General features: G+C 59.1%; 16 protein-coding genes and 1 riboswitch. Of the genes, 4 read left to right on the top strand and 12 right to left on the bottom strand.

Translation table 11 applies throughout. The features are described 5' to 3' along the window. Positions 1 to 2: 2 nt before the first annotated feature. Positions 3 to 515 carry a molybdenum cofactor biosynthesis protein B gene (gene moaB / locus DD597_RS00990; RefSeq protein WP_003858514.1) on the bottom strand — a complete coding sequence of 171 codons (513 nt, stop codon included), beginning with the start codon at positions 513 to 515 and terminating at the stop codon, positions 3 to 5. A 24-nt stretch (positions 516 to 539) separates the two neighbouring features. Beyond that, complete coding sequence (gene moaA, locus DD597_RS00985; RefSeq protein ID WP_003858516.1) at positions 540 to 1,529, bottom strand: GTP 3',8-cyclase MoaA; 990 nt, start codon at positions 1,527 to 1,529, stop codon at positions 540 to 542. Further along, positions 1,517 to 1,650: riboswitch (molybdenum cofactor riboswitch) on the bottom strand. It overlaps the preceding gene by 13 nt. Before the next feature lie 226 nt (positions 1,651 to 1,876). Here moaA and yvcK point away from each other — a divergent pair. After that, entirely contained in the window at positions 1,877 to 2,785 is a 909-nt protein-coding gene (gene yvcK / locus DD597_RS00980; protein ID WP_023299636.1) for a uridine diphosphate-N-acetylglucosamine-binding protein YvcK, read from the top strand. Between the two features lie 78 nt (positions 2,786 to 2,863). Here yvcK and uvrB read toward each other — a convergent pair whose 3' ends face one another. Next, positions 2,864 to 4,879: an excinuclease ABC subunit UvrB gene (gene uvrB, locus DD597_RS00975; RefSeq protein ID WP_003858519.1), complete on the bottom strand. Its 2,016-nt coding sequence runs from the start codon at positions 4,877 to 4,879 to the stop codon at positions 2,864 to 2,866. Between the two features lie 749 nt (positions 4,880 to 5,628). Here uvrB and DD597_RS00965 point away from each other — a divergent pair. Continuing rightward, positions 5,629 to 6,351: an ABC transporter ATP-binding protein gene (locus DD597_RS00965; protein WP_003858522.1), complete on the top strand. Its 723-nt coding sequence runs from the start codon at positions 5,629 to 5,631 to the stop codon at positions 6,349 to 6,351. Here the strand turns inward: DD597_RS00965 and bioD are convergent. The 4 genes from bioD to bioB are packed head-to-tail and all read right to left on the bottom strand — an operon-like array spanning position 6,314 to position 9,941. After that, on the bottom strand, positions 6,314 to 7,015 hold the full coding sequence (bioD, locus tag DD597_RS00960; protein WP_003858523.1) for a dethiobiotin synthase: 702 nt from the start codon (positions 7,013 to 7,015) through the stop codon (positions 6,314 to 6,316). The genes DD597_RS00965 and bioD overlap by 38 nt on opposite strands. Next, positions 7,008 to 7,763 carry a malonyl-ACP O-methyltransferase BioC gene (gene bioC, locus DD597_RS00955; protein ID WP_032608895.1) on the bottom strand — a complete coding sequence of 252 codons (756 nt, stop codon included), beginning with the start codon at positions 7,761 to 7,763 and terminating at the stop codon, positions 7,008 to 7,010. The genes bioD and bioC overlap by 8 nt, the downstream gene beginning before the upstream one ends. Next, the gene (gene bioF, locus DD597_RS00950; RefSeq protein WP_003858526.1) at positions 7,747 to 8,904 is read right to left on the bottom strand and encodes an 8-amino-7-oxononanoate synthase; all 1,158 of its coding nucleotides are present in this window, start codon (positions 8,902 to 8,904) and stop codon (positions 7,747 to 7,749) included. The genes bioC and bioF overlap by 17 nt, the downstream gene beginning before the upstream one ends. Continuing rightward, entirely contained in the window at positions 8,901 to 9,941 is a 1,041-nt protein-coding gene (gene bioB, locus DD597_RS00945; RefSeq protein WP_003858529.1) for a biotin synthase BioB, read from the bottom strand. Before bioB ends, bioF begins: the two co-directional genes overlap by 4 nt. Positions 9,942 to 10,009: 68 nt before the next feature. On the opposite strand from bioB, the gene bioA reads away from it, so the two are divergent. Both bioA and DD597_RS00935 read left to right on the top strand, forming a co-directional pair. Further along, positions 10,010 to 11,317 (top strand): adenosylmethionine--8-amino-7-oxononanoate transaminase, encoded by a 1,308-nt coding sequence (bioA, locus tag DD597_RS00940; RefSeq protein WP_023315662.1) that lies wholly within the window; start codon positions 10,010 to 10,012, stop codon positions 11,315 to 11,317. Between the two features lie 47 nt (positions 11,318 to 11,364). Beyond that, positions 11,365 to 11,841 carry a kinase inhibitor gene (locus DD597_RS00935; protein ID WP_003858531.1) on the top strand — a complete coding sequence of 159 codons (477 nt, stop codon included), beginning with the start codon at positions 11,365 to 11,367 and terminating at the stop codon, positions 11,839 to 11,841. Between the two features lie 66 nt (positions 11,842 to 11,907). On the opposite strand, the gene hutH is transcribed toward DD597_RS00935, so the two are convergent. From hutH to hutI, 5 genes are all read right to left on the bottom strand, one after another. Further along, entirely contained in the window at positions 11,908 to 13,428 is a 1,521-nt protein-coding gene (gene hutH / locus DD597_RS00930; RefSeq protein WP_059294679.1) for a histidine ammonia-lyase, read from the bottom strand. Further along, positions 13,425 to 15,113 (bottom strand): urocanate hydratase, encoded by a 1,689-nt coding sequence (gene hutU, locus DD597_RS00925; RefSeq protein WP_063864163.1) that lies wholly within the window; start codon positions 15,111 to 15,113, stop codon positions 13,425 to 13,427. The genes hutH and hutU overlap by 4 nt, the downstream gene beginning before the upstream one ends. 127 nt (positions 15,114 to 15,240) lie before the next feature. Then, a complete protein-coding gene (locus tag DD597_RS00920) occupies positions 15,241 to 15,975 on the bottom strand; it encodes a histidine utilization repressor (protein ID WP_003858534.1) in 735 nt (244 codons plus the stop codon). A gap of 19 nt (positions 15,976 to 15,994) precedes the next feature. Continuing rightward, positions 15,995 to 16,933, bottom strand: coding sequence for a formimidoylglutamase (gene hutG, locus DD597_RS00915; RefSeq protein WP_003858535.1), 939 nt, complete (start codon positions 16,931 to 16,933; stop codon positions 15,995 to 15,997). Continuing rightward, complete coding sequence (hutI, locus tag DD597_RS00910) at positions 16,930 to 18,153, bottom strand: imidazolonepropionase (protein WP_045346786.1); 1,224 nt, start codon at positions 18,151 to 18,153, stop codon at positions 16,930 to 16,932. The genes hutG and hutI overlap by 4 nt, the downstream gene beginning before the upstream one ends. Positions 18,154 to 18,357 lie beyond the last annotated feature (204 nt).

The raw sequence follows: 18,357 nt of genomic DNA, 5'->3' as shown, positions 1-18,357 counted from the left end.
GCTTATTTCTTTAAATGGGGATGGAAATTACACGGACGGGTACGAGCATCCAGCTGCGGGGCAATAATGTTTTCCCACGCGGTGCGGCAGGCTTTGGTCGACCCCGGCATGGCGAAGATCAGCGTCTTGTTCGCCACCCCCGCGACAGCACGGGACTGAAGCGTAGAGGTACCAATCTCTTCAAACGAGAGCATGCGGAACACTTCGCCGAAGCCTTCCACTTCGCGATCGAACAGCGGGAGCAGCGCTTCCGGCGCCTGGTCGCCTGCGGTAAAGCCGGTGCCGCCAGTGATCAGCACCACCTGGACGTCATCGTTCGCAATCCACTGTGAGACCTGAGCGCGAATGGCGTAACGGTTTTCTTTGACGATCGCTTTATCAACAATCTGGTGTCCGGCTTCGTGTGCCGCCTCGCGCAGCCAGTGGCCGGAGGTATCATCCTCTTCACCACGACGTTCGGAAACGGTAAGAATAGCAATGCGTGTCGGGATAAATTCCGCGCTTACTTGACTCATCTTCTGGTTCCTTCTAAAGCCTGATTACCCGCCGATATAGGACAGGTTCTGAGTAATGCCGGTGTTGCCCTGATGCAGGAAATGGGTCTGCTTTTTGTGCGTCAGCGCCTCGGAAATGCGTGCTTCAAGCGCGTCCTGTTGAGCGTCATCTTCCAGCAAATCGCGCAGATCGACGCCGCCATCCCCGAACAGGCAAAGATGGAGCTTGCCAACGGAGGAGACACGCAGGCGGTTGCAGCTGGCACAGAAGTCTTTTTCATAGGGCATGATCAGGCCGATTTCGCCTTCATAATCCGGATGACAAAAAACCTGCGCCGGGCCATCGCTGCGCTGGCGGATCTGATGGATCCAGCCGCGTTTCAGCAGCTCGTCGCGCAACACCATGCCGGAAATATGGTGACGGCGGAACAGCTCGCTGCCCTCGCCCGTTTCCATCAGCTCGATAAAACGCAGTTGAATGGGACGGGATTTAATCCACGCCAGGAAGGTGTCCAACTGATGGTGGTTTACGTCGCGCATCAGCACCGTGTTGACTTTGACTTTTTCGAACCCGGCGGTAAACGCCGCATCGATGCCGTCCATCACCTGGCGGAACTTGTCCTGACCGGTAATGGCGTGAAACTGCCGGGCATCAAGGCTGTCCACGCTGACGTTGATCGCCGTCAGCCCCGCATCGCGCCAGTACGCCACGTCACGCGCCATGCGGTAACCGTTGGTGGTCACCGCGATCTGGCGGATACGTTCGTTTTCACGCACGGCGGCAATAATGTCAGGGAAATCACGACGCAGGGAGGGCTCTCCCCCGGTAAGACGCACTTTTTCCGTGCCGAGTTCCGAGAACGCACGCGTAACGCGGCGTACTTCATCCACGGAGAGAAAGCCATTATTGGTGACGCTGCCCGGCTTGTAGCCATCGGGCAGGCAGTAGGTGCAACGGAAGTTGCACACATCGGTAATCGACAGACGCAAGTAGTAAAACTTACGCGCGAAAGCATCAGTAAGTTGTGAAGCCATGTACACCTTTCCAGATCGGGAGGCACAGTCATTTCTTTCTGTACCCTGGTGGCAAATCCGCCACGGCCAGGGCGCCATATCTCTCGACACAGGCGCCAGGGCTAGAGTGTATGTTTTCAGTTTTGAAAACGTGGTTATGGCGATAGTAGCGTGGAAATCGCCACTTCGCCATTGTCGCTTTTCGCTATATAAATTTATACATAACGATGTTATCGTGCATTTTCACTACAGAATACGCAAAAACAGCGCTTTCGCATTGATATACGTCATTATGGATTGTGAGAGGCATCGTCTTTTAGGAGTAGTTGCGTTACTGTGACGCAAGCTTAACAGGATAAGGAATAGGTATGCGCAATCGCACTTTTGCGGATCTGGACCGCGTGGTCGCTCTTGGCGGAGGTCACGGTCTGGGACGGGTTATGTCGTCGTTATCGTCACTGGGCTCACGCCTGACGGGCATCGTGACAACAACGGACAACGGCGGCTCAACCGGGCGGATCCGACGTGCTGAAGGCGGGATAGCCTGGGGCGACATGCGCAACTGCCTCAACCAGCTCATCACTGAGCCAAGCGTGGCCTCGGCGATGTTTGAGTACCGTTTTGGCGGGAATGGCGAACTTTCAGGCCATAACCTTGGAAATCTGATGTTGAAGGCGCTGGATCACCTGAGCGTGCGCCCTCTGGAAGCGATCAATTTAATTCGTAACCTGCTAAAAGTGGATGCGTTCCTGATCCCAATGTCCGAACAGCCGGTAGATTTGATGGCGATCGATGCTGACGATCATGAAGTGTATGGTGAAGTGAATATCGACCAGCTTCTTCTGCCGCCAAAAGAGCTGATGACCTACCCCAGCGTACCCGCAACGCGTGAAGCGGTAGAAGCGATTGGCGAGGCCGATCTGATCCTGATTGGGCCGGGAAGTTTTTACACCAGCCTGATGCCGATCCTGCTGGTGAAAGAGCTGGCGCAGGCGCTGCGCAGAACGCCTGCGCCCATGGTCTATATCGGTAATTTAGGCCGCGAACTCAGCCCGGCGGCGGCAAGCCTGTCGCTGGCGGATAAGCTGGACCTGATGGAACAGTACGTTGGTAAGAAAATTATCGATGGTGTCGTGGTCGGGCCGAAAGTGGATGTGTCAGGGATTGGCGATCGCGTGGTGGTACAGGAGCCGCTGGAAGCCAGCGATATTAAATATCGCCACGACCGCCATCTGCTACGCGAGGCTCTGGAGAAGGCGATTCAGGCATTAGGTTAGGTTCGTTTTGTGCGGCCTGATGCCCTCATCCCGGCCCTCTCCCACAGGGAGAGGGAGAAAACGCCACCGGGCAAAAAACTACGATGCCGCAATAAACAGATCCCGCAGCTGATGCAGCTGATCGCGGATTTGCGCAGCCTCTTCGAACTCCAGGTTCTGCGCATGCTGCATCATCTGCCCTTCCAGCTCGTGGATCTTCTGCTGCAACGCTTTCGGCGTCAGCGCGACGGTATCCTCTTCCACCACTGAACGGGCCTTGCCGCGGCCTTTCGCTTTAGTCTTCGCAATGTTCTGACCCAGCGCCAGGATATCCACCACCTTCTTGTTCAGCCCCTGCGGCGTGATGCCGTGCTCTTCGTTATAGCGCTGCTGCTTCTCGCGACGACGTTCCGTTTCGCCAATCGCTTTGGCCATCGACGGGGTGATTTTATCCCCGTACAGGATCGCCTTCCCGTTGACGTTACGCGCGGCGCGGCCAATGGTCTGGATCAGCGAGCGCTCGGAACGCAGGAAGCCCTCTTTGTCCGCGTCCAGAATCGCCACCAGCGACACCTCCGGCATATCCAGACCTTCTCGCAGAAGGTTAATTCCTACCAGCACGTCGAACTCGCCCAGACGCAGATCGCGGATGATCTCCATACGCTCCACGGTATCGATATCCGAGTGCAGATACCGCACCTTCTCGCCGTGTTCTTCCAGATACTCCGTCAAATCTTCCGCCATACGTTTGGTGAGCGTGGTAACCAGCACGCGCTCGTTGATGGCGGAACGGGCACGTATTTCCGAGAGCAGATCGTCCACCTGCGTCGCCACCGGACGCACCTCGATAATCGGATCCAGCAGCCCGGTCGGACGCACCACCTGGTCCACCACGTCATCACCGGATTTTTCAAGCTCGTAGTTGCCCGGCGTCGCCGATACGTAGATGGTCTGCGGAGCAAGCGCCTCAAATTCTTCAAACTTCATCGGACGGTTGTCCAGCGCTGACGGCAGTCGGAACCCGTACTCCACCAGCGTCTCTTTACGCGCGCGGTCACCGCGGTACATCCCGCCGATCTGGGGGATCGTAACGTGGGATTCGTCGATCACCAGCAGGCCGTCCGCCGGAAGGTAGTCAAACAGCGTCGGCGGCGCTTCGCCCGGCCCGCGCCCGGAGAGGTAGCGCGAGTAGTTTTCGATGCCGGAGCAGTAGCCCAGCTCGTTCATCATCTCCAGATCGAACTGGGTACGCTGGCTCAGGCGTTGCTCTTCCAGCAGCTTATTGTTCGCCAGCAGCACCTTGCGGCGGTCCGCCAGCTCAATTTTGATCTCTTCCATCGCCTGCACGATACGCTCGCGTGGCGTCACGTAGTGCGTTTTCGGGTAGATGGTGAAGCGCTGGATCACCGACTCGACGTGACCGGTCAACGGATCGAACAGCGACAGGCGTTCAACCTCTTCGTCGAACAGCTCCACGCGCAGCGCCATGTCGTCCGATTCCGCCGGGAAGATATCAATCACCTCGCCACGCACGCGGAAGGTCCCGCGCTGGAACGCCTGATCGTTACGGGTGTACTGCAACTCCGCCAGACGGCGCAAAATCGCCCGCTGATCGATGATCATCCCCTGCGTCAGGTGCAGCATCATCTTGAGATAGAGATCCGGATCGCCCAGGCCGTAGATCGCCGACACCGAGGCCACCACCACCACATCACGACGCTCCAGCAGCGCCTTGGTCGCCGACAAACGCATCTGCTCGATATGTTCGTTCACCGAGGCATCTTTCTCGATAAACGTGTCGGAGCTGGGAACGTAGGCTTCCGGCTGGTAGTAGTCGTAGTAGGAGACGAAATACTCCACCGCGTTTTCCGGGAAGAACTCTTTCATCTCACCATACAGCTGCGCCGCCAGCGTTTTGTTCGGCGCGAGGACCATCGTCGGACGCTGGAGATCGGCAATGACGTTGGCAATGGTGAAGGTTTTGCCCGAACCGGTAACCCCCAGCAGAGTCTGGTGCGCCAGCCCGTCCTCCAGCCCCTCTTCCAGGCGACGAATAGCCTCGGGCTGATCCCCGGAAGGACGGAAAGCAGAATTCAGTTTAAACGGTTTACTCATGGGCGACGACCTGATGACAGAATAAGCGGCAGGTGAGTAATTTTACTCGTTGTGGCCAGGATTGCCAGTAAAAAACACTGGATGAAAAACCAGTAGCGTGTCAGGATATTTAGCGTAGCGCAGAGAGGATTAGAGCGTTCGCGAGCCAAATTTCGACTGTGACAAAATAAAACACCAGCCTCAGGGGGTTATCCCCAGAACTATTACTTTTTTAACATTTGTCAAGGGCGGTTATGAAAGTTTTATGGCAACAGGTGTCGCTGGCGTTGAGGGAATTGCTTTTATCTAATTCGTTAAAAAATAAAGACTAATTTATTAAGCCGCGTTTCCCATCAATTTGGTCGTAACCCGCGTATTCTCTCGCTTATCGCGTGTTTTCTAACTCTAATGCACAAGGTTATCCACAGGAATAGTGGATAACTGCCTCCAGCCCGTACAGCATGCACTTCAGCAAATTCCCGGTTTTTCCCACGAAGCGGCAGTAAAAAATTTTTATCACTCTTTTTTGCCTGGAAAACGTTCATTTTTTCATAAGCAACTGGCGAGATCTTAATCACAATTCTGTCATTTCTCCTGCACCACGATTCGACATACGCGGCACCGGGAATGTGCATTTCGTATAAACGTACTGCTTTTGATAGTGAGTTATTCCTAAAAATGGCCTTTTTTTAATCATTATGAAGTTCCTGGCAGGCGTTTTGCAGACATCACTCTGTGCATCACCCCCACACATTTTTAAGGAGAGAAAGATGTTGAGTCTGCGTGCTGTAAATCAGTTTTACGGAAGCCAACATACGCTATGGAACGTGAATATCGATTTCCCGCAAGGCATCTGTACGGGCATTGTTGGCCTGCCTGGCATGGGTAAATCCACGCTCATGAACTGCATTACCGGAAAGGTGCCCGTTGAGAGCGGCACCATCATCTGGCATGAGGCTGGCGCGCCGCCGCGTAATTTGCTCAGCCCTGCGTCAGCATTCACGGCGCCGCCGACGATAGGCTACGTCCCGCAGGATCGGCGGATATTTTCCCAGCTGACCGTCGATGAAAATCTGCATATCGCTATGCGGGCGACAGGGAAACCTGACCCGACATCAAAAAGTGACGTGTATGCCCTGTTTCCGGAGCTCTATCCGCTGCGACAGAGCCGTGCCTCTTCGCTGTCCCCTGACGACCAGTATCAGCTGGCCCTCGCCAGTGCGCTGGTTAATCGCCCGCGCGTGTTGATTCTGGATGAGCCCATGCATGGCGCAGGGCACGGTTTCGCGCGCAGGCTGGGGCAGCTGCTGGTGCGGCTGAATCGGGAGCTGGGAATGACGGTGCTGTTAGCTGAGCAACAGCTGTCGTTTATCCGCCGGGTAGCGGATCGTTTCTGCATGCTCTATCGCGGGCGTAACGTGGCACAGGGCCACGTTAACGAGCTGGATGACGACCTTATTGCGCACTGGATGGCGCGGGACATAAGGCGCTAAGGTCAAGATAGCGTCCGGTTTCCGCCTGCTCTGCGCCGTCGGCAAGCCACGGGATCTCGCCGAGAAACGGCGCAGGCAGCCCCCGCTTCAGCGTCGCCAGATACTCAGCATGACGTTTACCCGGCGCAACCACGTCATTGGCAATCCACCCTGCCAGACGCAACCCGGCCTGCTGCACGGCCTGAGCGGTCAGCATGGCGTGATTGATACAGCCAAGCTTCACGCCGACCACCAGAATGACAGGAAGCTGCTCGGCCTGCACCCAGTCAGCAAATGTCTGCTCGTCGGACAGCGGGGTAAACCAGCCGCCAGCCCCCTCCACCAGCACCCAGTCGGCCTGCGTTTCCAGGTCGCGTAACCCGGAAGAGAGCACCGAAAAATCAATCGGACGATCTTCATCGGCGCTGACGATGTGCGGCGAGGTGGGTTCAGCAAAGGTATAGGGGTTCACCGCAGAATAGGCCAGCGCAAGGCTGCTATTACGCTGTAGCGCCAGCGCATCGGTATTGCGTAAGCCTTCCGGCGTCATCTCGCTGCCGGAGGCTACGGGCTTATACCCGGCAGTTGTTTTCCCCAGCAGACGCGCCGCCTGCAACAGCGCGGCGCTGGCAACCGTTTTACCGACTTCAGTGTCCGTGCCGGTAACAAAATAACGTTCAGTCACGTTCAATAATCCCATGAAAAAGATGATAAGAGAGCGGGAACCGGCCCCGCTCCTGCGGCCAGGCCAGCTCGAGACGCTGGAGTTGTCCGCGGGTAAGGGGTTTCTTCTCCCGTCCGGCGTGCAGGTGCGTCGCGCCTATGCCCTTAAGCGATCGCATGGCGCTTAACGCATCGCTAAATTCGAGGGTGACGGTCTGGACCACGCTGCGATAGCGCCAGCCTGCCAGCGCCTGAGTGACCTGTTCGTGCGAGAGAAACCGGTTGGCATGAGGCTGTGCATCCACTGCCCTCCACGCCTGATTCAGCTCCGGCAACGAACTTTCCAGCAGGGTGGTAAAGGCCACCGCTCCGCCGGGCCGCGCCACGCGGTATAACTCGCGTAGGGCCTGCGGCAGGCTGGCGCACCACTGCACCGCCAGATGGCTCCAGACGAGGTCAAACAGCGCATCCTCCAGCGGGATGGCCTCGATATCGGCCACCAGATAACGGTCTGCTGACTGCTGCTGGCGGGCTTCATCCAGCATCTGCGCGGATAAATCCAGCGCCGTGACGTGGCTACCTGTTGCGCGCCAGTAACGGCTATTGCCGCCTGGCCCGCAGCCTGCGTCGAGCACCTGCGCAAAACGCCCGTCACCGAGCGCGGCCAGCAGCCCGCGGGCGCTCAGGCGTTGCAGCTCATCGTGCTGTGAATAGCTTTGCGCTGCCCGGCCAAACGCGGCGGCAACGGCCTGTTTATTGACGAGAGACATACAGTGCCTCCAGAAGCGTATCGATATCCTGCGGCTCATGCGCTGCCGTGAGCGTCAGACGCAAGCGCGCGGTGCCTGGTGGCACGGTGGGTGGGCGGATCGCCGTGACCCACTGCCCGCGTTCTCGTAGCGCCTGTGCCACCATCAGCGCCCGATGGTTTTCACCCACAATTACGGGCTGAATGGCGCTGTGCGAGTCGGTAAGCCGGTAAGACAGCTCGCTTATCCCCCGGCGAAAACGCTGAATATGGTCGGCCAGGCGCGCCCGGCGTTCAGCGCCGTCTTCGCCGCGGATCACCGCAAGCGACGCAGAGAGCGCCACGGCCTGCGCCGGGGGCATGCTGGTGCTGTAGATCAGGTGACGGGCGAACTGCACCAGGTAATCGGCCACCGGCTCGCTGCACAACACCGCGGCGCCGCTGACGCCGAAGCCTTTGCCGAAGGTGACCACCAGCAGTTCCGGCCTGACGCGTTGCTGGTGCGCGCTTCCGCGCCCCTCCTCGCCGGTGACGCCAATGCCGTGGGCATCGTCGACCAGCAGCCAGGCGTTCTGCTGTTTTGCGACGTCATGCAAGGTGGCAAGGGGCGCGCTGTCGCCGTCCATGCTGAATACCCCTTCCGTCACCGCCAGCTGAAGCCCAGAACAGGGTTTACCCAGCAGAACGTTCAGCTGAGAGGCATTGTTATGGGCAAAACGCCGCAGCTGCGCCGGGCTGAGACTGGCCGCTTCAAGCAGAGACGCGTGGCTCAGGCGGTCCGCGACGATGCGGTCATCTTTGCCCATCAGGGCGGCAATCACCGCCTGATTCGCGGCAAAACCGGAGATAAACAGCAGCGCCCGCGGGTAGCCCAGCCAGTCGGCCAGCTCTTCCTCCAGCGCCTGATGCGCCGTGGTGTAGCCGCTGACGTGCCCGGAGCCGCCGCTGCCCACGCCGTAACGATCCGCGCCCTGCTGCCAGGCGCGAACGATCTGCGGGTGCTGGCTCAGTCCCAGATAATCGTTGCTGGAGAAATTACAGAACCGCTCTCCTTCCCGGGTGAGAAAACGGCCTGCACCGTTTTCCACTACCCTGCGCACCCGAAACGCATCCGCCGCCCGCCGCTCGTCGAGCGCGGTCCTGATACGTGCCTGCCAGGTCATACGGCTGCCGCGTTGTAGAACTGGTCGGTGTCGGCGTTAAAAATCTGCTGCTCCAGCTGCTGCTGTTGCTCGTTATCCCCCACCTGTACCCCGGTCTGGTGTGGGTTCAGCCCCAGCTTGCGGAACAGCTGGACATCTTTGTCCTCTTCCGGGTTTGGCGTGGTCAGCAGTTTGCAGCCGTAGAAGATGGAGTTGGCCCCGGCCATGAAGCACATCGCCTGGGTCTGCTCGCTCATCTGCTCACGACCGGCAGAGAGGCGAACGTAAGAGGTCGGCATCATGATGCGCGCCACCGCGATGGTGCGGATGAAATCGAAGGCATCCACGTCCTCGTTATCCGCCAGCGGCGTGCCTTTTACCTTCACCAGCATGTTGATGGGCACGCTTTCCGGCGGGGTCGGCAGGTTTGCCAGCTGTAACAGCAGGCCGGCACGATCTTTTACCGTCTCGCCCAGTCCCACGATCCCGCCGGAACAGACCTTGATCCCCGCATCACGCACTTTATCCAGCGTGTCCAGACGCTCCTGATAGGTACGCGTGGTGATGATGTTGCCGTAGAACTCCGGCGAGGTATCAAGGTTGTGGTTGTAGTAATCCAGCCCCGCCGCCGAGAGACGCTGCGCCTGCTCTTCGTTCAGCGTACCCAGGGTCATGCAGGCTTCAAGCCCCATCTCCTTCACCCCCTTCACCATCTGCTCCAGATAGGGCATGTCGCGGTCATGCGGATTTTTCCACGCCGCGCCCATGCAGAAGCGGGTCGAGCCAGCGTTTTTGGCCTTGCGCGCGGAGTCGAGCACTTGCTCGACTTCCATCAGGCGCTCGGATTCGAGACCGGTTTTATAGCGCGCGCTTTGCGGGCAATATTTGCAGTCTTCCGGGCAAGCCCCGGTTTTGATCGACAGCAGCGTGCTGACCTGAACATGACGCGGATCGAAGTGCTGGCGGTGCACCTGTTGCGCCTCAAACATCAGCTCCAGGAAAGGTTTATTGAATAATTCAGTGACTTGCGACATCGTCCAGCGTGCGTGGTGAGCCATCGGGCTTCTCCAAAGGGTTTTGTTAATTGTCGGTTCGGTTTATACTTGTAAACCTAAAACTTTTCAAAATGGTTTACAAGTCGATTATGACCCAGGACGATCTCGCCTTCGACAAGCAGCATATCTGGCACCCTTACACCTCCACGACCCGCCCCCTTCCCGTCTATCCGGTAGCCTCTGCCCACGGCTGCGAGCTGCATCTCGCCAGCGGCGAGCGGCTTGTTGACGGGATGTCCTCCTGGTGGGCGGCGATCCATGGCTACAACCACCCGCGTCTGAACGCGGCGATGAAAGCGCAGATTGACCAGATGTCACACGTGATGTTTGGCGGGATCACGCACCAGCCCGCGGTGGATTTATGCCGTCGCCTGGTAGCGATGACGCCTGAATCGCTGGAGTGTGTTTTCCTGGCCGACTCCGGCTCGGTGGCCGTGGAAGTAGCGATGAAAATGGCGTTGCAGTACTGGCATGCGAAGGGCGAAACGCGCCAGCGGTTCCTCACCTTCCGCAACGGCTATCACGGCGACACCTTCGGGGCGATGTCGGTGTGCGATCCGGACAACTCCATGCACAGCCTGTGGAAAGGCTACCTGCCGGAAAACCTGTTTGCGCCAGCCCCGCAGAGCCGCTTCGACGGCGAATGGGACGAGATGGACATGGTGGGCTTCGCGCGGCTGATGGCGGCCCATCGCCACGAGATTGCCGCCGTTATTCTCGAACCGATTGTGCAGGGCGCGGGCGGAATGCGGATCTATCACCCCGAGTGGCTGAAGCGCATTCGGAAGATGTGCGACCGCGAAGGAATTTTGCTGATTGCCGATGAGATCGCCACCGGCTTTGGCCGTACCGGGAAGCTGTTTGCCTGCGAGCATGCGGGGATCGCGCCGGATATTCTGTGCCTGGGGAAAGCGCTCACCGGCGGCACCATGACGCTCTCCGCCACGCTTACCACGCGCCAGGTTGCCGACACCATCAGCGACGGTGACGCGGGCTGCTTTATGCACGGCCCGACGTTTATGGGCAACCCGCTGGCCTGCGCCGTGGCAAGCGAAAGCCTCGCCATTCTGGAGAGCGGCGCGTGGCAGACGCAGGTGGCGGCGATTGAGGCGCAGCTGAAGCAGCAGTTAAGCGCGGCGGCGGAGGCGGAATACGTCGCGGACGTCCGCGTACTGGGCGCCATCGGGGTAATCGAGACAACGCATCCGGTGAACATGGCCGCGTTGCAGCGCTTCTTCGTTGACCAGGGCGTGTGGGTGCGACCTTTCGGTAAGCTGATTTACCTCATGCCGCCGTACAGCATTTCTGCGGATCAGCTCCGCAAGCTGACCGGGGCAGTGGTTGAAGCCGTTAACACTTCAGCGCATTTCGCGATTTAACCCCATGCGTTACACTTTCTGAATGAGTGAGTAACGAGGAAAATCGGATGAAAATCATCAGTAAAGATTTGCGCGACGGCGAAAAGCTGCCGGAACGTCACGTGTTTAACGGGATGGGTTATCAGGGGGATAATATCTCTCCCCATCTGGCGTGGGACGATGTGCCAGCGGGAACCAAAAGTTTTGTTGTGACCTGCTACGATCCGGATGCGCCAACCGGGTCGGGCTGGTGGCACTGGATCGTGGCAAACCTGCCCGCCGACACGCGCGTATTACCGCAGGGCTCCGGTTCCGATCTGGTTGCTCTGCCTGACGGTGCGATTCAGACGCGCACTGACTTTGGCAAAGCGGGCTACGGCGGCGCGGCGCCGCCAAAAGGGGAAACGCACCGCTATATCTTCACCGTGCACGCGCTGGATGTGGACAAGATTGAGGTCGACGAAGGGGCGAGCGGCGCGATGGTAGGCTTTAACGTGCATTTCCATTCGCTGGGTAGCGCGTCGATTACGGCGATGTATTCGTAATCGTGCGGGCTGATGCCCTCACCCCGGCCCTCTCCCACAGGGAGAGGGTTAGGGTGAGGGTAAAAATCACAGCACGGAAGGCAATAACCCCACCAGCCGCCCTTCTTCCAGAAGCTGCATCGCCTTATCAATATCCGGCGCAAAGAAGCGGTCGTCATCGTAGTGCGTAACGTGCTCGCGCAGCGTATGACGCGCCTGCTCCAGCAGCGGGCTGGATGTTAGCCCTTCGCGCAAATCAATACCCTGACACGCCGCCAGCCACTCCACCGCCAGCACGCCGCGGGTGTTAGAGGCCATCTCCCACAGACGACGCCCGGCAGCCGGGGCCATCGACACGTGATCTTCCTGGTTGGCTGAGGTTGGCAGGCTGTCCACGCTGTGCGGGTGCGACAGCGCCTTGTTCTCGCTTGCCAGTGCCGCGGCGGTGACCTGGGCGATCATAAAGCCCGAGTTCACGCCGCCGTTACGCACCAGGAATGGTGGCAGCTGGGACATGTGCTTATCCATCATCAGCGCGATTCGACGCTCAGACAGCGCCCCGATTTCGGCAATCGCCAGCGCGATATTATCTGCCGCCATCGCCACCGGCTCGGCGTGGAAGTTGCCGCCAGAAACCACCTCGTTTTCCTGGGCAAACACCAGCGGGTTATCGGACACCGCATTGGCCTCCACCAGCAGCACTTCTGCCGCCTGGCGCAGCTGAGTCAGGCATGCGCCCATCACCTGCGGCTGGCAGCGCAGGGAATACGGATCCTGCACCTTCTCGCAGTTATGGTGTGATTCGGCAATGTCGCTGGTATCGGTAAGTACGTGGCGGTACATGGCAGCGGCATCAATCTGACCGCGCTGGCCGCGCACCTCGTGGATGCGGGCATCGAACGGACGACGCGAGCCGAGCACCGCCTCAGTGGTCAGTGCACCGCACACCACCGCCGAGGCGAACAGATCTTCCGCTTCAAACAGACCGCGCAGCGCGAAAGCGGTCGACGCCTGCGTGCCGTTGAGCAGCGCCAGCCCCTCTTTTGCCGCGAGGGTGATCGGCGTTAAACCGGCTTTTTTCAGCGCCTCTTTCGCAGGCAGCCACTCCCCTTGCCAGCGCGCCTGGCCTTCACCCAGCAGGAGCAGCGACATATGCGCCAGCGGCGCCAGATCGCCGGAGGCGCCGACGGAGCCCTTCGCCGGGATCCACGGATAAACTTCCGCATTGACCAGCGCCATCAGCGCCTGAATCACGCTCAGACGAATGCCGGAAAACCCACGCGCCAGGCTGTTGATTTTCAACACCATCATCAGGCGGACGATCTCATCGTCCAGCGGCTGGCCAACCCCCGCCGCGTGCGACAGCACCAGCGAACGCTGTAAATTCTCCAGATCGTGCGTGGCGATGCGGGTCTGCGCCAGCAGGCCAAACCCGGTGTTGATGCCATAGGCGGTGCGCCCCTCCGCCACAATCGCCTCCACGCAGGCCACGCTGTCGTTAATGGCACGGTGGGCGCTTTCATCAAGGGAGAGTGTCACCGGCTGACGCCAGACGTGACGCAGCTGTTGGAGCGTCAGCGAGCCGGGAGTAAGTGTTAACGCGTTCATGCAGGCTTTCCTTGTGTGGCGGGGATCATCGGCAGGTTCAGCCCCTGCTCTTTGGCACAATCAATGGCAATCTCGTAACCCGCATCCGCGTGACGCATCACGCCGGTTGCCGGGTCGTTGTGTAGCACGCGAGCGATACGCGCGGCCGCGTCATCAGTTCCGTCACAGACGATGACCATCCCGGAATGCTGGGAGAAGCCCATCCCGACGCCGCCGCCGTGGTGCAGCGACACCCAGGTCGCGCCGCTGGCGGTGTTCAGCAGGGCATTCAGCAGCGGCCAGTCGGAGACCGCATCCGAGCCGTCGCACATGGCTTCGGTTTCACGGTTCGGACTGGCGACAGAGCCGGAGTCCAGGTGGTCGCGGCCAATGACGATCGGCGCGGAAACTTCACCGCTGCGCACCATTTCGTTAAAGGCGAGGCCCAGTTTTTGACGCCACTCCAGCCCTACCCAGCAGATACGCGCCGGTAACCCCTGGAAATTAATGCGCTCGCGCGCCATATCCAGCCAGCGATGCAGGTGTTCGTCGTCGGCGACAATTTCTTTCACTCTGGCGTCGGTTTTGTAGATATCCTCCGGGTCGCCGGACAGGGCAACCCAGCGGAACGGCCCGATGCCGCGGCAGAACAGCGGACGAATATAGGCGGGCACGAAGCCGGGGAAGTCAAAGGCGTTATTCACACCCATCTCTTTCGCCATCTGGCGGATGTTATTCCCGTAATCAAAGGTCGGAATACCCATCTTACTGAAGGCCAGCATCGCGGAGACGTGTTCCGCCATGGCGCGTTTAGCCGCCAGTACCGTGCCCTCAGGATCGGTTTCTGCTTTTTGCTGGTAGTCTTCCCATGTCCAGCCTTTTGGCAGATAGCCGTGGAGCGGATCGTGAGCGCTGGTCTGGTCGGTGACCAGATCCGGACGCACGCCGCGCGCCACCAGTTCCGGCAGAATATCCGCCGCGTTGCCGCACAGGGCAACCGACACGGCTTTGCCTTCAGCGGTGTACTTTTTGATTCGCGCCAGCGCATCATCGAGGTTGTCGGCCTGTTCATCGACATAGCGGGTACGCAGACGGAAATCGATGCGGCTCTGCTGACACTCAATGTTCAGGGAGCACGCGCCCGCCAGCGTCGCGGCCAGCGGCTGCGCGCCGCCCATGCCGCCCAGTCCGGCGGTGAGCACCCAGCGGCCTTTCAGTGAGCCGTTATAGTGCTGACGGCCCGCTTCCACGAAGGTTTCATAGGTGCCCTGCACAATCCCCTGGCTGCCGATGTAGATCCAGCTACCGGCGGTCATCTGGCCGTACATGGCCAGCCCTTTTGCGTCCAGCTCGTTGAAGTGTTCCCACGTCGCCCAGTGCGGCACCAGGTTGGAGTTGGCAATCAGCACGCGGGGCGCATTTTTATGGGTTTTGAATACGCCAACCGGTTTGCCGGATTGCACCAGCAGCGTTTCGTCGTTTTCGAGATTCGTCAAAGACTCGACAATCGCGTCATAGCACGCCCAGTTGCGTGCGGCGCGGCCAATGCCGCCGTAGACCACCAGCTCGTGGGGATTTTCTGCTACCTCAGGATCAAGGTTGTTCATCAACATGCGCAGCGGTGCTTCGGTGAGCCAGCTTTTTGCGGTGAGCGTGGTGCCGCGCGCGGCGCGGACATCCTGCTTGCGGTATTTATCTGACGACATTGTGTGTTCCTCATAAGGGACAGATGATGCATTTAGATATACTTGTATAGACAAGCACACACAAGGTCGGATTTAACAAAAAAGATACAATTTTGCTATATTGCGTTAGCGATCACGCTTATAAAACTTATGACATAAAGTGGCCCTGCAACCGGTAGCGATTTCCCGGGAACAGCAGCTTCGCATGCGACACAATTTGCGAGGACGACCAGGTACGACGGCGGATCAGCAGGCAGGGATCGTGCTCTTTAATACGCAACAGCTCGCATTCCTGCGGCGTGGCGCGCACGGCTTCCACGATATGCTCCCCTTCCGTCAGCGGGGCGACGAGCGAGAGATACGCATGCGGTGTGGTTTGGGTGTAATCCTGATTCAGATAGTCCGGTATCCGCTCCGCGTTGACGCAGCGATCTTCAATCTGGACCGGAATGTCGTTCTCATAGTGCACCATCACCGAATGGAAAATCCGGGTGCCCTCGGTAACGTTCAGCTCGATGGCCTGTTCGGCGCTGGCCTGCGTCTCTTCAAGCACCAGCACCTCGCAGTGGTGCTGATGGTTGCGGGCGGCAATTTCATCGGCAATGCTGCGGATTTCAAACAGCGCCGACTGTCCTTTTGGCTCCGCCACAAATGTCCCGACCCCTTGCAGGCGCACCAGCAACCCTTCATCGGTCAGCTCCCGCAGCGCCCGGTTAATGGTCATTCGACTAAAGCCAAACTGCGCGACCAGTTCGGCTTCGGACGGAATGCGGTCATGCGGGCGCCAGACGCCGGCTGCGATTTTTTCGCTGATCGCCTGCTTCACCTTTTCGTAAAAAGGCGCGGGAGGGCTCGGCTGCGGCAGGGGCGAGCGTGAAAACATCATGACTCCTTGAATGTTGTTATGCCCACCAGTGAGCAATTTGCCAGGCCAGTCGGGCGGCAAGCTTCGCCCCCTGACCGTCCCGATCGTAGTGCGGATTAAATTCCACCAGATCCGCCGCCTGTAGTTTACCGCTTCGGCAGATACGCTCAATCACCGGGAACAGATCCAGCGCCGGGATCCCCAACGCCGCAGGGGCGGACACGGCGGGCATTTCTGCGGCAGGCAGCACATCGAGGTCAACGGTGAGATAAACCCGGTCTGCCTGCGTAAGCACGCTATCCAGCGCGGATAGCGCATCCCGGCGAAAATCGAGATCTTCAACCAGCGTCACGTTCAACCGCTCAGCTTCCTCCCACAGCGCCTGAGTATTCGCCGCACGGCTTACCCCCAGGCAGGCGTAGTGAAACACCCGAGACTGAGACGCGCAGTAGTGCGCCAGCTGGCGGAACGGCGTGCCGGACGTTGCCCGTTCAGCCTTGCGTAAATCGAGGTGCGCATCCAGGTTGATCACCGCAATGCGATCGTTCGGAAAGGCGTCCAGCACGCCGCGCCCGTGCGCCCAGGCGGTTTCATGTCCACCGCCGAAAACCAGAGTACGCATCCCGGATTGCTGGCACGCGGTTATGGCCTCGCTCAGCGCCTGCTGTGCCGCCTCCAGCGCGTGGCCTTCAACATAAACAGAACCCATATCCACGAGGCGCGCATGCCCCTGATGGCTCGCCATATTCGCCAGCGCGCCGCGCAACACATCGGGCGCCTGTGCAGCACCGGGCCTGCCCTGGTTACGCTTAACCCCTTCATCACATTCAAAGCCCAGCAGGGCAATGCCTGACGGCACGGGAGAAAAGTGTTCGCGCTGCTGTATGGTCTGGAAGAGACGTTTCGCGGTGCTGGACTCGGCGCTGTCGTCACGCCCCTGCCAGACCTGCGGGGAGACGGGATGCCACAGTTTCATGCTACCTGCCCCCGAAACACGCGTTGATACAAAGGATTCCGCCCCGGCTCGTAAACCATCTCAACCGGATGATTCGCCTCCCAGACGACGAAATCAGCCACATAACCGGGCTTTAACTGCCCGTGCGTCGCAGCACGTCCTAGCGCCTGCGCCGCATGCCGCGTCACGCCAGCCCAGGCCTCTTCCGGCGTGAAGCCAAACTGGACGCAGGCCATGTTCATTGCCAGATGCAGGCTGGCAAACGGACTGGTGCCCGGGTTGTAGTCGGTAGCCACCGCCATCGGCACACCCTGCTCTCTGAGCTGCGCCACCGGTGGACGCTGGCGCTCCTGAAGAAAATAGAACGCGCCGGGGAGCAATACCGCCACCGTGCCGCTTTGCGCCATCGCCTGAATACCTGCATCATCGAGATACTCAATATGATCGGCCGACAGCCCTTTATACTGGCTGACCAGCGCCGCGCCGCCAAGATTCGACAGTTGTTCTACATGCCCTTTTACCGGGATCCCGAGCGCGGCGGCGGCCCTGAACAGGCGCTCGGTTTGCGCCGGGGTAAAGCCGACGTTTTCACAAAACACGTCCACCGCTTCAAATAACTCTTTTTGCCACAGCGTGGGCATGATCTGCTCACAGACCAGTGCCAGATAGGCATCCGGATCCTGTCGGTACTCGGCAGGAACGGCGTGCGCGGCCAGCAGCGTCGGGCTGATATCGACCAGATTATTCAGGCTGAGCTGGCGGGCAACCAGCAGCATTTTCTCTTCGGCTTCGGCATTCAGACCGTATCCTGATTTGATTTCAACGGTCGTTACGCCTTCATTCATCAGCCGCTGGAGTCGCTGCTGCGCCACCGTCAGGAGCGTTTCCGGCGAACTGTTGCGGGTGGCCGTGACCGTGGCGTTAATTCCGCCGCCCTGCGCGCTAATGGTCTGATATGACACGCCGTTAAGCCGTTGCTCCCATTCCGCTGCACGATCGCCGCCGAACACCAGATGGGTGTGGCAATCGATCAGGCCGGGAGTAACCAGACGCCCGTCGAGATCGACACACTGACGATGCCCGGAGGGGATCTCGGATTCAGGAATAATGGCCAGAATCGTCTGGCCGCGCACAACGAGGGCATGTTGTTCTCTCAGGCCGTAGGGTTCCGCCTCGCCTGTCGCCAGGGTTGCCAGTCGCGCATTTCGCCATATAACATCATCGGGATTAAGCTGCTGCATGTGCCTTCCACTTGTCATGGGTTGTATAGACATTTATTTTCATCTGCCGCCTGCTGTCAACCGCATTGGGGGAAAATGTTATTTATTTGTGATGACTTTCCCGTCGCCTGCGGGCAAAAATGCAACTTTTCCGGTTTTTATCTTCCCGTTTCGCTCAACTTAGTATAAAAAAGCAGGCTATTTCGTCTATCCAGATAAGACTTG

Source organism: Enterobacter cloacae complex sp. 677-3DZ2D5B (assembly GCF_004136695.1).
GTDB classification, from domain to species: Bacteria; Pseudomonadota; Gammaproteobacteria; order Enterobacterales; family Enterobacteriaceae; genus Enterobacter; species Enterobacter hormaechei_C.
The sequence above is the reverse complement of the archived record's forward strand: the minus strand, read 5'-3'. Positions and strand labels throughout refer to the sequence as shown.

What these genes read in the sequence shown, in the direction of transcription:
- bioB (WP_003858529.1), bottom strand. Translation starts at nt 9,941, where the DNA reads ATGGCTCACCACGCACGCTGGACGATGTCGCAAGTCACTGAATTATTC.
- hutU (WP_063864163.1), bottom strand. Translation starts at nt 15,113, where the DNA reads ATGTCGTCAGATAAATACCGCAAGCAGGATGTCCGCGCCGCGCGCGGC.
- hutG (WP_003858535.1), bottom strand. Translation starts at nt 16,933, where the DNA reads ATGAAACTGTGGCATCCCGTCTCCCCGCAGGTCTGGCAGGGGCGTGAC.
- moaB (WP_003858514.1), bottom strand. Translation starts at nt 515, where the DNA reads ATGAGTCAAGTAAGCGCGGAATTTATCCCGACACGCATTGCTATTCTT.
- bioF (WP_003858526.1), bottom strand. Translation starts at nt 8,904, where the DNA reads ATGACCTGGCAGGCACGTATCAGGACCGCGCTCGACGAGCGGCGGGCG.
- moaA (WP_003858516.1), bottom strand. Translation starts at nt 1,529, where the DNA reads ATGGCTTCACAACTTACTGATGCTTTCGCGCGTAAGTTTTACTACTTG.
- DD597_RS00935 (WP_003858531.1), top strand. Translation starts at nt 11,365, where the DNA reads ATGAAAATCATCAGTAAAGATTTGCGCGACGGCGAAAAGCTGCCGGAA.
- DD597_RS00920 (WP_003858534.1), bottom strand. Translation starts at nt 15,975, where the DNA reads ATGTTTTCACGCTCGCCCCTGCCGCAGCCGAGCCCTCCCGCGCCTTTT.
- bioA (WP_023315662.1), top strand. Translation starts at nt 10,010, where the DNA reads ATGGTTTACAAGTCGATTATGACCCAGGACGATCTCGCCTTCGACAAG.
- bioC (WP_032608895.1), bottom strand. Translation starts at nt 7,763, where the DNA reads ATGTCTCTCGTCAATAAACAGGCCGTTGCCGCCGCGTTTGGCCGGGCA.
- hutH (WP_059294679.1), bottom strand. Translation starts at nt 13,428, where the DNA reads ATGAACGCGTTAACACTTACTCCCGGCTCGCTGACGCTCCAACAGCTG.
- DD597_RS00965 (WP_003858522.1), top strand. Translation starts at nt 5,629, where the DNA reads ATGTTGAGTCTGCGTGCTGTAAATCAGTTTTACGGAAGCCAACATACG.
- uvrB (WP_003858519.1), bottom strand. Translation starts at nt 4,879, where the DNA reads ATGAGTAAACCGTTTAAACTGAATTCTGCTTTCCGTCCTTCCGGGGAT.
- yvcK (WP_023299636.1), top strand. Translation starts at nt 1,877, where the DNA reads ATGCGCAATCGCACTTTTGCGGATCTGGACCGCGTGGTCGCTCTTGGC.
- hutI (WP_045346786.1), bottom strand. Translation starts at nt 18,153, where the DNA reads ATGCAGCAGCTTAATCCCGATGATGTTATATGGCGAAATGCGCGACTG.